21 protein-coding genes and 4 tRNA genes are annotated in these 15,314 nt (G+C 73.5%); 11 read left to right on the forward strand and 14 right to left on the reverse strand.

Features of this window, described 5'->3' with window-relative positions; genetic code table 11:
* The first annotated feature begins 59 nt into the window (after positions 1 to 59).
* The 4 genes from CLV34_RS01700 (at position 60) to CLV34_RS01715 (ending at position 2,450) form a co-directional block, all read left to right on the forward strand.
* Positions 60 to 132, forward strand: a tRNA-Arg gene (locus CLV34_RS01700).
* A gap of 214 nt (positions 133 to 346) precedes the next feature.
* The gene (locus tag CLV34_RS01705) at positions 347 to 1,027 is read left to right on the forward strand and encodes a biotin transporter BioY (protein ID WP_100348533.1); all 681 of its coding nucleotides are present in this window, start codon (positions 347 to 349) and stop codon (positions 1,025 to 1,027) included.
* A 155-nt stretch (positions 1,028 to 1,182) separates the two neighbouring features.
* Entirely contained in the window at positions 1,183 to 1,851 is a 669-nt protein-coding gene (locus CLV34_RS01710; protein WP_100349138.1) for an energy-coupling factor ABC transporter ATP-binding protein, read from the forward strand.
* The gene (locus CLV34_RS01715) at positions 1,848 to 2,450 is read left to right on the forward strand and encodes an energy-coupling factor transporter transmembrane component T family protein (RefSeq protein WP_100348534.1); all 603 of its coding nucleotides are present in this window, start codon (positions 1,848 to 1,850) and stop codon (positions 2,448 to 2,450) included. Before CLV34_RS01710 ends, CLV34_RS01715 begins: the two co-directional genes overlap by 4 nt.
* Here the strand turns inward: CLV34_RS01715 and CLV34_RS01720 are convergent, their stop codons facing one another.
* Entirely contained in the window at positions 2,451 to 3,119 is a 669-nt protein-coding gene (locus tag CLV34_RS01720; protein WP_100348535.1) for a phosphatase PAP2 family protein, read from the reverse strand.
* Between the two features lie 448 nt (positions 3,120 to 3,567).
* Here CLV34_RS01720 and orn point away from each other — a divergent pair, with 448 nt between their 5' ends.
* Together orn and CLV34_RS01730 are read left to right on the forward strand one after the other, a co-directional pair.
* A complete protein-coding gene (gene orn / locus CLV34_RS01725) occupies positions 3,568 to 4,206 on the forward strand; it encodes an oligoribonuclease (protein WP_100348536.1) in 639 nt (212 codons plus the stop codon).
* Positions 4,207 to 4,260: 54 nt separating this feature from the next.
* A complete protein-coding gene (locus tag CLV34_RS01730) occupies positions 4,261 to 4,473 on the forward strand; it encodes a three-helix bundle dimerization domain-containing protein (RefSeq protein ID WP_100348537.1) in 213 nt (70 codons plus the stop codon).
* Positions 4,474 to 4,579: 106 nt separating this feature from the next.
* On the opposite strand, the gene CLV34_RS01735 is transcribed toward CLV34_RS01730, so the two are convergent.
* The 5 genes from CLV34_RS01735 to CLV34_RS01755 form a co-directional block, all read right to left on the reverse strand.
* Positions 4,580 to 4,655 (reverse strand) — tRNA-His (locus CLV34_RS01735).
* Positions 4,656 to 4,738: 83 nt separating this feature from the next.
* Complete coding sequence (locus tag CLV34_RS01740; protein ID WP_100348538.1) at positions 4,739 to 5,677, reverse strand: ATP-grasp domain-containing protein; 939 nt, start codon at positions 5,675 to 5,677, stop codon at positions 4,739 to 4,741.
* A 9-nt stretch (positions 5,678 to 5,686) separates the two neighbouring features.
* The gene (gene trmB, locus CLV34_RS01745) at positions 5,687 to 6,508 is read right to left on the reverse strand and encodes a tRNA (guanosine(46)-N7)-methyltransferase TrmB (RefSeq protein ID WP_100348539.1); all 822 of its coding nucleotides are present in this window, start codon (positions 6,506 to 6,508) and stop codon (positions 5,687 to 5,689) included.
* Between the two features lie 118 nt (positions 6,509 to 6,626).
* Positions 6,627 to 6,699, reverse strand: a tRNA-Lys gene (locus CLV34_RS01750).
* A 77-nt stretch (positions 6,700 to 6,776) separates the two neighbouring features.
* Complete coding sequence (locus CLV34_RS01755) at positions 6,777 to 7,166, reverse strand: GroES family chaperonin (RefSeq protein ID WP_425436162.1); 390 nt, start codon at positions 7,164 to 7,166, stop codon at positions 6,777 to 6,779.
* Between the two features lie 66 nt (positions 7,167 to 7,232).
* On the opposite strand from CLV34_RS01755, the gene bcp reads away from it, so the two are divergent.
* The gene (gene bcp / locus CLV34_RS01760; protein WP_100348541.1) at positions 7,233 to 7,706 is read left to right on the forward strand and encodes a thioredoxin-dependent thiol peroxidase; all 474 of its coding nucleotides are present in this window, start codon (positions 7,233 to 7,235) and stop codon (positions 7,704 to 7,706) included.
* A 109-nt stretch (positions 7,707 to 7,815) separates the two neighbouring features.
* Positions 7,816 to 7,898 (forward strand) — tRNA-Leu (locus tag CLV34_RS01765).
* A 19-nt stretch (positions 7,899 to 7,917) separates the two neighbouring features.
* Here CLV34_RS01765 and trxA read toward each other — a convergent pair.
* Positions 7,918 to 8,295, reverse strand: coding sequence for a thioredoxin (gene trxA, locus CLV34_RS01770; protein WP_100348542.1), 378 nt, complete (start codon positions 8,293 to 8,295; stop codon positions 7,918 to 7,920).
* Between the two features lie 151 nt (positions 8,296 to 8,446).
* On the opposite strand from trxA, the gene CLV34_RS01775 reads away from it, so the two are divergent.
* Together CLV34_RS01775 and CLV34_RS01780 are read left to right on the forward strand one after the other, a co-directional pair.
* Positions 8,447 to 9,022 (forward strand): NUDIX hydrolase family protein, encoded by a 576-nt coding sequence (locus CLV34_RS01775; protein WP_100348543.1) that lies wholly within the window; start codon positions 8,447 to 8,449, stop codon positions 9,020 to 9,022.
* Complete coding sequence (locus CLV34_RS01780) at positions 9,019 to 9,429, forward strand: DUF3054 domain-containing protein (protein ID WP_100348544.1); 411 nt, start codon at positions 9,019 to 9,021, stop codon at positions 9,427 to 9,429. Before CLV34_RS01775 ends, CLV34_RS01780 begins: the two co-directional genes overlap by 4 nt.
* A 12-nt stretch (positions 9,430 to 9,441) precedes the next feature.
* On the opposite strand, the gene rdgB is transcribed toward CLV34_RS01780, so the two are convergent.
* From rdgB to clpS, 7 genes are all read right to left on the reverse strand, one after another.
* Positions 9,442 to 10,083, reverse strand: coding sequence for an RdgB/HAM1 family non-canonical purine NTP pyrophosphatase (rdgB, locus tag CLV34_RS01785; protein ID WP_100348545.1), 642 nt, complete (start codon positions 10,081 to 10,083; stop codon positions 9,442 to 9,444).
* The gene (gene rph / locus CLV34_RS01790) at positions 10,080 to 10,895 is read right to left on the reverse strand and encodes a ribonuclease PH (protein WP_100348546.1); all 816 of its coding nucleotides are present in this window, start codon (positions 10,893 to 10,895) and stop codon (positions 10,080 to 10,082) included. The genes rdgB and rph overlap by 4 nt, the downstream gene beginning before the upstream one ends.
* Positions 10,896 to 10,917: 22 nt before the next feature.
* A complete protein-coding gene (locus tag CLV34_RS01795) occupies positions 10,918 to 11,724 on the reverse strand; it encodes an MBL fold metallo-hydrolase (RefSeq protein ID WP_100348547.1) in 807 nt (268 codons plus the stop codon).
* The gene (gene murI, locus CLV34_RS01800) at positions 11,724 to 12,527 is read right to left on the reverse strand and encodes a glutamate racemase (protein WP_100348548.1); all 804 of its coding nucleotides are present in this window, start codon (positions 12,525 to 12,527) and stop codon (positions 11,724 to 11,726) included. Before murI ends, CLV34_RS01795 begins: the two co-directional genes overlap by 1 nt.
* 91 nt (positions 12,528 to 12,618) lie before the next feature.
* Positions 12,619 to 12,774, reverse strand: a complete 156-nt coding sequence (locus tag CLV34_RS16530; protein WP_170044545.1) for a hypothetical protein — start codon at positions 12,772 to 12,774, stop codon at positions 12,619 to 12,621.
* 147 nt (positions 12,775 to 12,921) lie between these two features.
* Positions 12,922 to 13,545, reverse strand: coding sequence for a DUF2017 family protein (locus CLV34_RS01805; RefSeq protein ID WP_100348549.1), 624 nt, complete (start codon positions 13,543 to 13,545; stop codon positions 12,922 to 12,924).
* Positions 13,545 to 13,871: an ATP-dependent Clp protease adapter ClpS gene (gene clpS, locus CLV34_RS01810; protein ID WP_100349139.1), complete on the reverse strand. Its 327-nt coding sequence runs from the start codon at positions 13,869 to 13,871 to the stop codon at positions 13,545 to 13,547. Before clpS ends, CLV34_RS01805 begins: the two co-directional genes overlap by 1 nt.
* A gap of 73 nt (positions 13,872 to 13,944) precedes the next feature.
* On the opposite strand from clpS, the gene CLV34_RS01815 reads away from it, so the two are divergent.
* Positions 13,945 to 15,312: a nicotinate phosphoribosyltransferase gene (locus tag CLV34_RS01815; RefSeq protein ID WP_100349140.1), complete on the forward strand. Its 1,368-nt coding sequence runs from the start codon at positions 13,945 to 13,947 to the stop codon at positions 15,310 to 15,312.
* The last annotated feature ends 2 nt before the right edge of the window (positions 15,313 to 15,314 follow it).

The raw sequence follows: 15,314 nt of genomic DNA on the forward strand, positions 1-15,314 counted from the left end.
ACCGGCGCAAACGCGCCGCACCGCAGCGTCGGCGGGCACTACGATGTTCGGGCGCGCCCGCCTCGATAGCTCAATGGATAGAGCAACGGCCTTCTAATCCGTAGGTTGCAGGTTCGAGTCCTGCTCGGGGCACCCTGAGAGTCGTCGTCCGGTCGCTGCGTCCGTCGCTGCGGGCGACAGCCACGCCGGGCGTCACACCGGACACCGGTCGCTTTGTCGGGAACCTCCAACGACTTGTGGAGCCGACCCAAAGGCGGCGCCCCAGGATCGGTGCACCGGAGCCTTCCCCGACCTCGTGCCCGTCGGACAGAGTTGTGCCCGACACACGAACCGACGAAGGAGCAGCATGTCGACCGAGACCACCGCGCCCGATCCCGCCGGCGGCACCACCGCGACCGCGACGGCCGCCAGCACCGGCACCACGGGCACGACTCCCGCCGCCCCCGCCCGGCCGAGCCGCTGGACGATCACCGCCGCCGACGCGGCCCGCATCGCCACGTTCGCCGCCCTCATCTGCGTCCTCTCGCTCGCGGGGCAGATCCAGTTCACCGAGGGCATGGCGCCCATCACGCTGCAGACCCTCGGCGTCATGCTCGCGGGGACCCTGCTCGGTGCGTACCGCGGCGCGCTCGCCGTCGCGACCTTCCTGCTGCTGGCCCTCGCCGGACTGCCGATCCTCGCGGGCGGCAGCGGGGGCCCGGCACCCTTCGTCGGCCCGACCGCCGGCTACCTGTACGGGTGGCTGTTCGGCGCGGCGCTCACCGGGTGGCTCGTGGACCGTGTGCGCGGCCGCCTCACCGTCCTCCACGTGTTCGGGGCGGCCCTCGCGGGCGGCGTGGGCGTCGTCTACGCGTTCGGGATCCCGGTGACGGCCGTCGTGACCGGCCTCCCCCTCGGCAAGGTCGTCGCGCTGTCGGCCGTGTACCTGCCCGGCGACGTCGTGAAGGCCGTGATCGCCGCCGTCATCACCGTCGCCGTCGTCAAGGCGTACCCGGCCGCGTCGCCCGCGGCCCGCCGGAGCCGCTGACCGTGGCACTCTTCCGTCGCTCGCGCCCCGCAGGCCGCCCCGCGGGCGCCGCCACGGGGGGCGCGAGCCCGTCCGCACCGTCGCACGTCGCCGCGGCGGCGACCGCGGACACGACCGACGCCGGCCCGGTCGTCGTCCGGCTCGACGACGTCCATGTGACGCTCGGCGAGCGCGAGGTGCTGCGCGGCGTCGACCTCGAGCTCACCGAGCAGCGGGTCGGCGTCGTCGGGGCGAACGGGTCCGGCAAGTCGACGCTCGCGCGGCTGCTCAACGGGCTGGTGCTCCCGACGCGGGGCCGCGTCACTGTCGGCGGTCTCGACACGGCCCGCGAGGGCGCCGCCGTACGCCGGCTCGTCGGGTTCGTGTTCACCGACCCGGACGCCCAGATCGTCATGCCGACCGTCGCCGAGGACGTCGCCTACTCGCTGCGCCCCCGCCGCGGCGAGCCGGCGCTCGACCCGGAAGAGCGCGACGCCGTCGTGCACGCCGCGCTGGTCGAACGCGGGCTCGCGGACCACGCCGACCACCCCGCACACCTGCTGTCGGGCGGCCAGAAGCAGCTCCTCGCGATCACGTCCGTGCTCGTCACGCGGCCTCGCGTGCTGGTCGCCGACGAGCCCACGACCCTGCTCGACCTGCGCAACGCCCGCGCCGTCCACGCGCTCCTGCGGGGGCTCGAGCAGCAGGTCGTCGTGGTGACCCACGACCTCGACCTGCTCGACGGGTACGACCGCGTCCTCGTCGTCGACGGGGGCCGGGTGGTCGCCGACGACGAGCCCGGCCCGGCGGTCGCCTGGTACCGGCGCGCCATGGGGGCGTCGTGACGCTCCTCGGCGCCTACGTGCCGCGGGACTCGGTCGTCCACCGAGCCCCCGCGGGCGCCAAGCTCGTCGCGCTGCTCGCGGTCTCGGTGGCCGTCCTCGCCGTGCCCGGCCCGTGGGCCGTCACGAGCCTCGCCGCGCTGCTGCTCGCCGTGACCCTGGCCGCGCGACTGCGCCCCCGCCACCTGTGGCAGCAGGTGCGGCCGCTGCGGTTCGCCGTGCCCGTCCTCTTCGCGCTGCAGTGGTGGTCGCTCGGGCCGGAGCGTGCGGCGCTGCTCTGCGCGCGGCTCGTCCTGCTCGTGGCGCTCGCCGGGACCCTCACGCTGACGACCCGCACGTCCGACGTGCTCGACGCCCTGACGGCGGCGACGCGCCCGCTGCGGGTCGTCGGGGTGCGCCCCGACCGCGTCGCCCTGGTCCTGGCTCTCACGGTCCGGAGCATCCCCGTCCTGGTCGCGCTGTCGGACGACGTCCGGGCAGCCCAGCGCGCCCGTGGCCGCGAGCGGGACGTGCGCGCCTACGCGGTGCCGCTCGTCGTGGGGACGCTGCGGCGGGCCGACGCGCTCGGCGAGGCGCTCCGGGCGCGCGGCGTCGACGACTGATCACGGCAGAGTCGGCGGAGGCAGGGTCGGCGGACGCGTCCGGGCGGCGACCACCGCGAGCAGCCCGACGACGACGAGCCCGCCCGCGAAGCCGGCCACCACGTCCGTGAGGTAGTGGTAGCCGAGGTAGAGACGGCTCAGCGCGACCAGAGTCGTCACGGCACCCGCGAGCAGCGAGCCCGTCCACCACCAGGCGCGGCCGCGGCACGGCTCTGCGAGCAGCACGAGCAGCCCGAACGTCAGGGCCGCGGTCCCCATCGTGTGACCGGACGGGAACGAGTGCGTGACGACCGCACCGGGCACCACCTGCGCGACGTCGGGCGGTCGCGGCCGGTCGATCACCGCCTTGAGGAGAAGCGACGCCACGGCCTCGCACGCCATCGCCACCGCGAGCAGCACCGGCCTGCGCACCGAACGGCTCAGCAGCCACCACAGCACGCAGCCGACACCGACGACGACCGGGAGCACCACCGGACCGAACACCGTCGTCACCGCGTGCCACCAGTCCGTGAGCCCGGACGTGCGGTGCGCGACCATCCACTCGAGCACGGGCGCGTCCCAGCGTGCGAGACCGGTCGAGGTCGCGACCATGAGCAGGTCCACGACGAACACCAGAGCGCACGCGGCAGCCAGCCACCATCCCTGACGCTCCCCGACCGCACCCGGCATGGGTGGAACCTACCCGGGCGGTTAAAGACGTGCTCTGTGTCACACCCTCCTGTCAGGCTGGAGCCACTCACCGCGGTGACGTCCCTCGACATGTCGCACCCTGCGGCGCGGCCCGGCCAGGCTGGTCGAGACACACGTCATGGAGAACACGAGATGCACCCCGACATGATCTTCCGCGCAGCGGAGATCGAGCACCGGCAACGCCTGGAGGAGTCGACCCTGCGCCGCGAGCGCCTGCGGTTCGTCTCCACCCGGGTCACTGCGCGAACGCGCAACCACGAGCCGTCCCGAAGGTCGGCATGACACCCAGCGTCGAGCCTGGCAGGCTCGCCGACGTCCCGGACGCCCCATCAGCGCCGGCCACACCGGCTGGAGCGGACGGGGCGTTCGTCGTGCACGCGCCCGGCGGACGTCCCTCACCTGCACGTACGCTGGGCAGGTGAGCCCGATGACGACCTCCCCCGCCACCGACCGCATCGTCTGGATCGACTGCGAGATGACCGGTCTCTCGCTCGAGCACGACGCCCTCGTCGAGGTGGCGGCCGTCGTCACCGACTCCGAGCTGAACGTCCTGGGCGACGGCGTCGACGTGCTGATCAAGCCGCCGCAGGAGGCGCTCGACCAGATGAACGACTTCGTGCGCACCATGCACACGACGTCCGGGCTGCTCGAGGAGCTCGCGCACGGCACCACGCTCGCCGACGCGCAGCAGCAGGTGCTCGACTACGTGCGCACCTGGGTGCCCGACGCGAAGAAGGCACCGCTGGCTGGCAACTCCGTCGGCACGGACAAGACGTTCCTGGACCGCGACATGACCGAGCTCGTCGAGCACCTGCACTACCGGATCATCGACGTGTCGTCGATCAAGGAGCTGGCCCGCCGCTGGTACCCGCGCGTGTACTTCCAGTCGCCCGAGAAGCACGGCGGTCACCGGGCCCTCGCCGACATCCTCGAGTCGATCGACGAGCTGCGGTACTACCGGGAGGTGCTGTTCGTGCCGCAGCCCGGTCCCGACAGCAAGTCCGCGAAGGCCGTCGCCGACAAGGTCCTCGCGTCGCCGTCCCGCGCGGGAGACGCCCCCGCCTGACGCTCGCCTGACGCCGGGCGTGCGAGTGCGCCGTGCTCCCGCCACCCTGGGCGCATGACGACGAACAACGAACAGCGGGCCCTCGGCGACGCGGTCGACCGGCTCACCGAACGCCACCCCGACGTCGCCGCGGACGAGATCCGTCGACAGGTCGACGAGACCCACGAGGAGTTCGACGGCGCGCCCGTGCGTGACTTCGTCCCGATCCTCGTCGAGCACCAGGTCGACGAGACGCTCCGCACCCAGGACAGCGAGACGCCCACCTGACCGACGGACCGGCGGTTCGCCGAGGCTCCGGGAATCCGGGACTCGCAGGAATGACGAGGGGCCCGCACCCACCAGCCTGACGGCTGAGGGTGCGGGCCTCCGTGCGTGGGGTGAGTAACGGGACTTGAACCCGCGACCCCCTGGACCACAACCAGGTGCTCTACCAGCTGAGCTATACCCACCACTACCACCCGCTGATCACCAGCAGGGGCTCGGCCACTCACCAGGAGGGCCGACGAAAAGTGTACCCGGTCCGGGACGCTGCTCAGGACACGCGAGCGCGCAGAGCCCGCAGCGCGATCGCGTCGGCGAACTTCTCGACCGCGTCGGCGTCCCGCGCGAGGAACAGGGACGGCTCCGTGAGCTCGAGCTCGATGAGCTTGGGCTCACCGTCCTGGCCGGGCACGAGGTCGACGCGCGCGTAGAGCGGCTTGGCGGCGTGCGCCACGATCTCGGCGGCAGCTCGCAGCGTCTTCTCCCCCACGGCGAGCTGCTCGGGCGTGGCCACGGCCGAACCGATCTCCTCCTCGACGAACAGCGCGGCCTCGGCCGGCTCGTACGGCCCGGAGAGCAGCGCGCGCTTCTTGATGGCGTGGGAGAAGCGGCCGTCGATGTACACGAGCCCGGTCTCGCCGGTGGTGTCCACGGCGTCGAGGTACGGCTGGATCATGACGTGCCGGCCGCTGCGCAGCAGGGCGAGGGTGTGCGTGACGGCGAGGCCGCGCTCGGTCGCGTCACCCGACTCGTAGCGGCCCGTGTCCTTCGCGCCGGCGCTCACCGTCGGCTTGATGACGAAGTCGCCGTGCGCCGGCATGCGGGTGTGGACGGCACGCCCCGAGAAGTTGCGGTCGGGGTCGAGCCACAGCGTCGGGATGGTGGGCACCCCACGGTCAGCGAGCTCGCGCAGGTACGCCTTGTCGGTGTTCCAGGCGACGACGTCGGCCGGGTTCAGGAGCTTGGGCACGCGGCGCGCCCACTCGACGAACTCGTCGCGGCGCGCGCTGTAGTCCCACGTGTTGCGGATCACGACGACGTCGAAGGACTCCCAGTCCACCTGCGGGTCGTCCCACACCACGGGTGTCGCCTCGACACGGCGCTCCGCGAGGGCTGCCACGAGGGGCTGGTCGTCGAGCTCGAGGTCGGGGAGCTCCGCGCACGTCGCGAGGCCGGCACGGAGACGGTTGGGGGCTGAGGCGTCGGTCACACCCCGAGCCTAGGCCCTGTCACCAGGGTGCACGTAGGTGACGTCGCGCACGGTGCGGCCCGCATCGGTGCCCTTGCGCTCGAAGCTCGTCAGGACGCGGCCCTCGAACCGCGGCCACCAGCCCTCGGCGTCACGCCCGGGCGCCGCGACGAACGCCGGGTGCTCGTCGAGCAGGTCGCGCACCTGCTCGGCGTAGGGCTCCCAGTCGCTCGCGAACCGCAGCACGCCACCCGGTCGCAGGACGCGGGCGACGAGGTCGGCGAACCCTGCATCCACCAGGCGCCTCTTCTCGTGGCGCGCCTTGCGCCACGGGTCCGGGAAGAACACCCAGACCTCGTCCACGGCGTCCGCAGGCAGGGCGGTTGCGAGGAGCTCGGGCGCATTCGCCTGCAGGAGCCGCACGTTGTGCACGTCGCCGGCGGCGGCGCGGCGGGCGGTGTGCGCGAGCCCGGGCTCGTACACCTCGACGGCGAGGAACCGGTCGTCCGGGTGCGCGGCGGCGGCCGCGACGACGGCCTCCCCCTGGCCCGACCCGATCTCGAGGATCGTCCGGCCCGTCCGCACGCCCGTGCCCGCCAGAGCCGCCGGGACCGTGGGGGCCGCCGGGACCGTGGGGGCCGCGGAGAACAGGGCGTCGACGTCGAGAACGAATGTCGGCTCGACCGACGTCGACGCCACCGCCCGCGGCACGTCGACGAGGTACTCCGGGCGCTGCTCGTCCCAGAGCCGCTGCTGTCCGGGCGTCAGGCGACGACTGCGCCGGACGAACGACACGGGCTGCGTGCGGTACGTCGACGCACCGGTCGGGGTGGTCGCTGCGGGGTCGGGCACCGCGCCAGTCTAGGCGGGCGTGCGCTGCGTCCGTCGGAGCTCGCGGCCGCCGCACGGCGCACCCAGAGCGCGAACGACGAAGGCCCGGAACCGTCTGGTTCCGGGCCTTCGTGGAGAGTGCGCCATCAGGGACTCGAACCCCGAACCCGCTGATTAAGAGTCAGCTGCTCTGCCAATTGAGCTAATGGCGCAACAGGAAGAAACTTAGCAGCCGAACACGGCGAACACGAAATCGGATCCGGCCCGCGCACCGGCGTCGTGGCCGACGTCACAGGTAGAGGCCGGTCCGCTCCCCGCCAGCGGGCGCCTCGGACACCCCGTGCAGGTCACGCTCGCGCAGCAGGACGTAGTCGGCACCCTCGAACGACACCTCGGCGCGCTCGTCCGGGTCGAACAGCACCCGGTCGCCGACGACGACCCGGCGCACGTTCTCGCCCGCCGCGACGACCTCGCCCCATGCGAGCTTCTTGGGCCCGACAGCAGTCGCCGGGATGACCAGGCCGGCCGCGCTCTGCCGCTCGCTCGCGTCCGTCTCGGGAAGGACGAGCAGGCGGTCGTGGAGCATGCGGATCGGCGGGCGGGCGTCGCCTCGGGGCGCGGCAGACGGGGCGGTGCCGGCTCTGCCGGTGGTGCTGGAGGTGCTGGAGGTGCTGGTCACCGCTCACACGCTACCCGCCGGCGATAGGCTCGCCGCACCCCTTCCCGTCCACCTCCTGGAGCCACCATGCCCCGCCTGACCGTCGGCGACGCCGCACCAGACCTCACCCTGCCCACCGCCGACGGCGGCACCTGGTCGCTGGCCGACCACCGTGGCCGTGACGTCGTCGTGTACTTCTACCCGGCGGCGAGCACCCCCGGTTGCACCACGCAGGCCTGCGACTTCCGCGACAACCTCGCGTCGCTCGCGGCACACGGGTACGACGTCGTCGGCGTGTCCCCCGACGCGCTCCCCGCGCTGCAGGAGTTCGTGGAGGCGGAGCACCTCACGTTCCCCCTGCTGTCCGACCCGGAGCACGCCGCGCTCGAGGAGTGGGGCGCCTGGGGCGAGAAGAAGAACTACGGCAAGACGTACGTCGGCGTGATCCGCTCCACCGTCGTGGTGGACGCGGAGGGCGTCGTGCGGCTCGCGCAGTACAACGTCAAGGCGACGGGTCACGTCGCGAAGCTGCGCCGCGACCTGGGCATCGACGCGGTCTGACCTGTCGCGGCGGTGCGCCCGACGACAAGAAGGTCCGTCAGCCGGTGGGCTGACGGACCTTTTGCTGCGGCGACGAGCGTCGGAGCGCTGCGCCTAGGATGGTGCCCGCGCGCGAGTGGCGTAATCAGGTAGCCGCGCCGGGTTTAGGTCCCGGTGCCTTCGGGCGTAGGGGTTCGAGTCCCCTCTCGCGCACTGCTCGGCCGGCGACGTCTCAGCTCTCCTCGGAGCCCTCGCGCGCCTTGTCGATCTGCGCGCGGACGTCGTCCATGTCGAGGCCGCGGACCTGGTCGATCACCTGCTGCAGCGCCGGTGCGGGCAGGGCGCCCGGCTGCGAGAACACGAGGACGCCCTCACGGAAGGCCATGAGCGTCGGGATGGACGTGATCTGGGCGGCACCGGCGAGGCCCTGCTCGGCCTCGGTGTCGACCTTGCCGAACACGATGTCGTCGTTCGTCTCGGACGACGCCTCGAACACGGGGCCGAACTGCTTGCACGGGCCGCACCACTCGGCCCACCAGTCCACGAGGACGATGTCGTTCTCGAGGACGGTCTTCTCGAAGGTGTCACCGGTGAGGGTCTGCGTGGCCATGCTGGTCCTTCCACTGGGGTCAGGGGTTCGTGAGGTAGAGCGTCCTCGGAGCCGCCGCTATTCCCCACCCTGCCCCCACCCGACCCTCGCCGACCCCTGCGCCGCAGGGCGCTGGTGGCCGCCGACACGTGCCACGGGGTAGAAAGGACGCGTGACCGACACCGCCGACCTCCCCCCGGACGACGACGACCTCTCGCGTGAGCGTCCCCGGCCGGCTGGCTGGCTCTCCCCGCGCGACATCGCGACCGCCCGCGTCCAGCTCCCCCTCGTCTACGTCGACGCCGTCCCGGTGCGCGTCGACGAGTCCGGCGACGTCGTCGCGGTGGGCCTGCTGCTGCGCATCAGCCCGACGGGCGCCATGACGCGCGCGCTCGTGAGCGGCCGCGTGATGTACCACGAGCGGATCCGGGACGCGCTGCTGCGCCACATCGAGAAGGACCTCGGCCCGGTGGCGCTGCCGCTCGTGCCGCCTTCGCCGCAACCGTTCACGGTCGCCGAGTACTTCCCCACGCCCGGCATCACGTCGTACCACGACCCGCGCCAGCACGCGGTCTCGCTCGCGTACGTCGTCCCGGTCACGGGCGACTGCCAGCCGCAGCACTCGGCGCTCGACCTGGCGTGGCTCACGCCCGAGCAGGCGTGCAGCGAGGCGGTCCAGGCCGAGATGCACGGCGGTCAGGGCGTCCTGCTGCGCCAGGCGATGGCGCACGTCGGACGCCTCCCGTGACCGAGCGCGCCGCCGGCGCGGAGGCCCCGGGCCGAGCGCTTCCGACGGCCCGGACGGTCGCGCTCGCCGCCGCCGCGGACACCGTGTGGGTGCTCGTGTTCGCCGCGATCGGCCGCCGCTCCCACGACGAGCACGAAGGTCTCGTGCAGGTGCTCGCCACCGCGTGGCCGTTCCTCGCCGGTCTCGCCGCCGGCTGGCTCGCTGTGCGGGCGTGGCGTCGTCCGCTGCCGCTGTGGCCCACGGGCGTGTGGGTGTGGGCGGCGACGTGGGCGCTCGGGATGCTGCTGCGGCTGCTCACCGGGCAGGGCATCGCACCGTCGTTCCAGGTGGTCGCCGCGGTGTTCCTCGGCCTCGGGCTGGTCGGCTGGCGCGCCGTGGTGCACCTCGTGCGGCGCCGCCGAGCCTGACGCGCCGGGCCGTCAGCGCGCGAGCGCCGCCGCGAGGTGCGGAGCCACGGCCCGGAACGCCTGCCCACGGTGGCTGATCGCGTTCTTCTCGTCCGCGGTGAGCTCGGCGGTCGACCGGTCGGACCCGACCGGCGCGAACACCGGGTCGTAGCCGAAGCCGCCGACGCCGTGCCGCTCCGTGAGCAGGGTCCCGCGCAGGACGCCCCGGACGACGTGCTCGGCACCGTCCGGCGTGACGAGCGCGGCCGCGCACACGAACTCCGCTCCGCGGTGGTGCGCCGGGACGTCCGCGAGCTGGGCGAGCAGCAGGTCGAGGTTCGCGGCGTCGTCACCGTGGCGTCCCGCCCAGCGGGCCGAGAACACGCCGGGCGCTCCACCGAGCACGTCGACGGAGATACCCGAGTCGTCGGCGATCGCCGGCAGGCCCGTCGCCTCGGCGAGCGCCCGGGCCTTGATCAGGGCGTTCTCCTCGAACGTCACCCCGTCCTCGACGGGTGGCTCGACACCGAGGTCGCCCGCGCCGACGACGGCCTCCGGGTCGAGCCCGGCGAGCTCTGGCAGGCCGGCCAGGATGGCGCGCAGCTCCCCCACCTTGTGGGCGTTGTGCGTCGCGAGGACGAGCCGCGGCGCGGGCGGCGTCCCGGCGCCGGTCACCGGTGGCCCTCGGGCTCCGCTGCGAGCGCCTCGCGCTGCAGACGTGCGAGGTCCGCGTTGCCGGCGACGGCGAGGTCGAGCAGGGCGTCGAGCTCGGCGCGGTCGAACGGCGCGTGCTCCGCCGTGCCCTGCACCTCGACGAACGCCCCCGACCCGGTCACGACGACGTTCATGTCGGTGTCGGCACGCACGTCCTCCTCGTAGGGGAGGTCCAGCATCGGCACGCCGCCGATGATCCCGACGCTGACCGCGGACACCGAGTCGCTGAGCACCTGACCGGCGCCGGTGATCGCGCCGTGGCGGCGGCCCCAGGCGATCGCGTCGGCGAGCGCGACGTACGCGCCGGTGATCGCCGCGGTGCGGGTGCCGCCGTCGGCCTGCAGGACGTCGCAGTCGAGCACGATGGTGTTCTCGCCGAGCGCCTTGACGTCGACGACGGCGCGCAGCGACCGCCCGACGAGCCGGGAGATCTCGTGCGTGCGCCCACCGACGCGGCCCTTGACGGACTCGCGGTCGCTGCGGCTGTTCGTCGCCCGCGGGAGCATCGCGTACTCGGCCGTGACCCAGCCCTCGCCCGAGCCCTTCTTCCAGCGCGGCACGCCCGGCGTGAAGGACGCCGCGCAGAGCACGCGGGTCCGTCCGAACTCGACCAGCACGCTGCCCTCGGCGGCGTCGAGCCAGCCGCGCGTGATGCGCACCGGGCGGAGCTCGTCGGGGCGGCGGCCGTCAGCGCGCACGACCGGCGGGGTCGCGGTCGTGGACTGAGCCGTGGCAGAGGACGTGGCGGAGGAAGCAGGGATGGCGTCGGTCATGGCACCACCCTACGGGCGGGGCCTACAGCGCGAGGACGTCCCCGGGCCGCGCGACGGCGACCGGTCCGTCGTACACCCCGCCGGCCTCGGCGAGCGCGGTCGCGGGCTCGTTCCACGCGGGCAGGTGCGTCAGGACGAGCCGGTGCGCGCCCGCGTCACGCGCGGCCTCGCCCGCGCGACGACCGGTGAGGTGGACCCCCCGCACCGTGTCGCGACCCTCGACGAACGCGGCCTCGCACAGCAGCACGTCGGCGTCCCGCGCGGCCGCGACCAGGCCGTCGCACGCGTCCGTGTCGCCCGAGTACGTCAGCACGGCCGTCATGCCCAGCCCACGCTCGGACGGTCCGGTGACGCGGACCGCGTAGGCCTCGACCGGGTGCTCGACCGGGAACGCCTCGAGGACGAACGGCCCGATGCGCGTGGGACGCGCGGGCTCCCACGTCCGGACCGCGAACGTCGAGTCGACGTCGGGCGCGGCGGCCCCGTCCCCGTACGCGTCGGCGAGCCGCCGCGCCGTCCCGCGCGGCCCCCACAGCGCGAGCGGCGCGAGACCGGGGTGCCGGACGGAGCCGTGCTCGGGGTGGTAGCGCCGGTACACGTACAGGCCGCACAGGTCGACGAAGTGGTCGGGGTGCAGGTGAGACACCGCGACGGCGTCGAGCGCGAACGGGTCGACGTGGCGCTGGAGCGCACCGAGCGCACCGTTGCCGAGGTCGAGGACGACCGACCAGGTGCGGCCCGAGCCGTCCTCCGCCTGGACGAGGTAGCAGGACGCCGGCCCGTCCGGCCCGGCGAACGAGCCGGCCGAACCCACCACGACCACCCGCATCAGACGCGCTCCACCAGGCGCACCTCCGGTCCGAGGAACCGTCGGGCGAGCTGCTCGAACGGCTCCGGGGTGCCCGTCGAGAGGAACTTGTGCTCGGGCGCACCCGCGCTGCGCGACCGCTCGAGACCGTGCGCGACGAGCATGCGGTACACGTCCTTCGCGGTCTCCTCGGCGCTCGACACGAGCGTCACGTCCTCGCCCATGACGTACGAGATGGCACCCGTGAGCAACGGGTAGTGCGTGCAGCCCAGGACGAGCGTGTCCACGCCCGCCGCGCGCACCGGATCGAGGTACTCGTGCGCGACCTCGAGGACCTCGGGCCCCGACGTGATGCCCGCCTCGATGAGCTCCACGAACCGCGGGCACGCCCGCGACACCAGCGTGACGCCCTGCGCGACCGCGAACGCGTCGTCGTAGCTGCGCGACGCGATCGTGGCACGGGTGCCGATCACGCCGACGTGGCCGGTCCGCGTCGCGGCGACCGCACGGCGGGCCGCCGGGAGGATCACCTCGACCACCGGGACGCCGTGCCGCACGGTGTAGCGCTCGCGGGCGTCCCGCAGGACCGCCGACGACGCGGTGTTGCATGCGATGACGAGCATCTTCACGCCCTCGTCGACGAGCTGGTCCATGATCGACAGGGACAGCGCGCGGACCGCGGCGAGCGGCTTGGGGCCGTAGGGGGTGTTGGCCGTGTCGCCGATGTAGAGCAGCGACTCGTTGGGGAGCTGGTCGAGGATCGAGCGGGCCACGGTCAGGCCGCCGACCCCCGAGTCGAAGATCCCGATGGGGGCGTCGTTCACGGTGTCGAGCCTAGTCGCGCGCGGCCGCCCGGACATGACGGCGCCCCGCCGACCACGAAGGTCGGCGGGGCGCCGCGGAGGCTGTCGGGCGTCAGACCCGGGCGCCTCGTCCTCGGCCCAGGAGCCAGCCGACGACACCGATGATCAGGATGATGACGCCGATCCAGAGGAAGATGTGTCCGATCGTCGTGGCGCCGAGAACCAGCAGCACGAGACCGATGATGAGCAGGATGAGCCACAGAGCCATGGGAGGGTCCTCTCCTCGTCGAAGCGCCCGTGACCTTCACGGGCCCCCCTTCTGACCATCACTTTTCCGCCTGCCGGGTCCGCACGCTCGTCGAACGACCCGGTCCGGATGTCCGTTTCGTACGAAGGGCGTGGCGGCGGATTCCTGCTACCGTGCGCGCAGCTCGCCGAGCATGGCCGTGACCAGCGACTCCTGGAGCCACCCCAGCGTCACGAAGACCGCCCCGAGGAAACCTCGCGGGCCGCCCTCCTCTGCGGCGTCGTCGACGTCGTCACCCGCCGCGCCGCGCTCGACCGCCGCGTACAGGCGCTCCGAGTCCTCGTCCGACCGGACGTCCAGACGCTCCGCCAGCACCAGCCGGACGTCCGTCATCGCCGCCGCGATGTCGCGAGCGGCAGCGCGGTCCACGGTGAGGTCCGTCGGGACGTCCGTCGCGGGAGCCGGCGCAACCCCGCCCGCCGCGGCGCGCGCCACCGGGTCGTCCAGGAGCAGGTCGGCGAACGCGACGAGCCGGGTCACCTTCGCCCCGACGAGATCCTCCTGCGTGAGACGCCGGAACTCCTCCGACACCTCGGGCTCGTCCCGCGACGCGTCCGGGAGCAGGCGACGCAGCGCCGGGTCGTCGGGCCACCCAGCAACGGCGCCGGCGGCCGCGCCTGCAGACGACTGGAGCAGCTCCGCGGTGTCGCCCACCACGTGCGCCAGGACCAGCCGCTCCGTCGAGTCCAGCCCGGCGACGTAGCCCTCGGGGGCCACCCGGAACGCGCGCATCAGCCGGCCTCGCGCTGCAACGTCGCCCACAGGCCGTGGTCGTGCATGGCCTGCACGTCCACCTCCATGCGTTCGCGGCCGCCCCGCGACACCACCGCCCGCCCGTCGTGGTGCACCTGCAGCATCAGCGCCTCGGCACGGGACGGCGGGTAGCCGAAGTAGCTCTCGAACACGTACGACACGTAGCTCATGAGGTTCACCGGATCGTTCCAGACCACCGTCGACCACGCGTCCGACGACGCACGCAGGGACGTGTCCTCGGCGAGCGAGAGGTCCTCCTGGACCGCCTCCTCGGTGGCAGGACGGAGCAGCGGCGGGTCAAGGATCGGCACCCCACCATGCTAGGTCCCGGACCGGACGCGGACGGCGGCACGCCGGGCCGTGGCCTACCGTGTGGACATGATCCCCGGCCGTGACGGCGCGACCGAGCGCACCCGCTACCTGCCCTCGCAGTCCACCGCTCTCCTGACGGACAAGTACGAGCTCACGATGCTCCAGGCGGCCCTCGCCGACGGGTCGGCCGCCCGGCACTGCGTCTTCGAGGTGTTCACGCGCCGGCTCCCGGCCGGACGACGGTACGGCGTGCTTGCCGGGACCGGCAGGTTCCTCGAGGCGCTCGCCGGGTTCCGCTTCGACGACGACGTGCTGTCCTGGCTGTCGCGCGACCACGTCGTGGACGCGCGCACCGTCGACTTCCTCGCGTCGTACCGGTTCACGGGGAACGTGGCCGGGTACGCCGAGGGCGAGGTCTACTTCCCCGGCTCTCCCCTGCTCACGGTCGAGGGCACGTTCGCCGAGGCGGTCCTCCTGGAGACGCTGGCCCTGTCGATCCTCAACTACGACTCGGCCGTCGCCGGCGCGGCGTCCCGCATGACGAGCGCGGCCGTCGACCGGCCGTGCCTCGAGATGGGTTCCCGCCGCGCGCACGAGCAGGCCGCGGTCGCCGCCGCTCGCGCGGCGGTCGTCGCGGGCTTCGCCGGGACGTCCAACCTCGAGGCCGGACGCCGCTACGGCCTGCCCGCCATCGGGACGGCCGCCCACGCCTTCACGCTCCTGCACGACGACGAGGAGGCCGCGTTCGCGAGCCAGGTCGCTGCGCTCGGGCCCGGCACGACCCTGCTCGTCGACACGTACGACGTCCGGCGCGGCGTCGAACGGGCCGTCGCCGCCGCGGGCACCGGCCTCGGCGCGGTCCGCCTCGACTCGGGAGACCTCATGGGGCTCGCCGTCGAGGTGCGCCGCCAGCTCGACGGGCTCGGCGCGACCGGCACGAAGATCGTCGTGACGTCCGACCTCGACGAGCACGCCATCGCGGCGCTCGCCGCCGCACCCGTCGACACGTACGGCGTCGGGACGTCGTTGGTCACCGGCTCCGGAGCACCGACCTGTGGCATGGTCTACAAGCTCGTCGCGCGCGAAGCGGCGAGCGGTCGCCTGGAGCCCGTCGCGAAGGCGTCGACGCTCAAGACGTCCACGGGTGGCCGCAAGGTCGCCGGACGCCGCCTCGACCAGGACGGGCGCGGCCTCGAGGAGGTCGTCGCGACCGGCGCCGACCTGTCGCTGCGGTCGTGGCAGCCGCCCGAGGACGCACGACCCCTCCAGGTGCAGCACGTCATGGACGGCGCCGTCGACACCCGGTGGGTCGGCGCGAGCGGCGTGCAGGCCGCGGTGCGACGCCACGCCGCATCCCGCGACGAGCTGCCCCGCGGCGCGCGCCGCCTGTCCGCCGGTGACCCGGCCCTGCCCACCTCGTACATCACCGTCTGACC

This window comes from Luteimicrobium subarcticum (assembly GCF_002798015.1).
GTDB lineage: Bacteria > Actinomycetota > Actinomycetes > Actinomycetales > Cellulomonadaceae > Luteimicrobium > Luteimicrobium subarcticum.

Excerpts from the sequence above, each read along its gene's own strand:
- CLV34_RS01730 (WP_100348537.1), top strand. The coding sequence starts at position 4,261 with ATGACGACGAACAACGAACAGCGGGCCCTCGGCGACGCGGTCGACCGG.
- CLV34_RS01815 (WP_100349140.1), top strand. The coding sequence starts at position 13,945 with ATGATCCCCGGCCGTGACGGCGCGACCGAGCGCACCCGCTACCTGCCC.
- CLV34_RS01805 (WP_100348549.1), bottom strand. The coding sequence starts at position 13,545 with ATGCGCGCGTTCCGGGTGGCCCCCGAGGGCTACGTCGCCGGGCTGGAC.
- CLV34_RS01795 (WP_100348547.1), bottom strand. The coding sequence starts at position 11,724 with ATGCGGGTGGTCGTGGTGGGTTCGGCCGGCTCGTTCGCCGGGCCGGAC.
- orn (WP_100348536.1), top strand. The coding sequence starts at position 3,568 with ATGACGACCTCCCCCGCCACCGACCGCATCGTCTGGATCGACTGCGAG.
- CLV34_RS16530 (WP_170044545.1), bottom strand. The coding sequence starts at position 12,774 with ATGGCTCTGTGGCTCATCCTGCTCATCATCGGTCTCGTGCTGCTGGTT.
- CLV34_RS01705 (WP_100348533.1), top strand. The coding sequence starts at position 347 with ATGTCGACCGAGACCACCGCGCCCGATCCCGCCGGCGGCACCACCGCG.
- CLV34_RS01720 (WP_100348535.1), bottom strand. The coding sequence starts at position 3,119 with ATGCCGGGTGCGGTCGGGGAGCGTCAGGGATGGTGGCTGGCTGCCGCG.
- rph (WP_100348546.1), bottom strand. The coding sequence starts at position 10,895 with ATGACCGACGCCATCCCTGCTTCCTCCGCCACGTCCTCTGCCACGGCT.
- trxA (WP_100348542.1), bottom strand. The coding sequence starts at position 8,295 with ATGGCCACGCAGACCCTCACCGGTGACACCTTCGAGAAGACCGTCCTC.
- bcp (WP_100348541.1), top strand. The coding sequence starts at position 7,233 with ATGCCCCGCCTGACCGTCGGCGACGCCGCACCAGACCTCACCCTGCCC.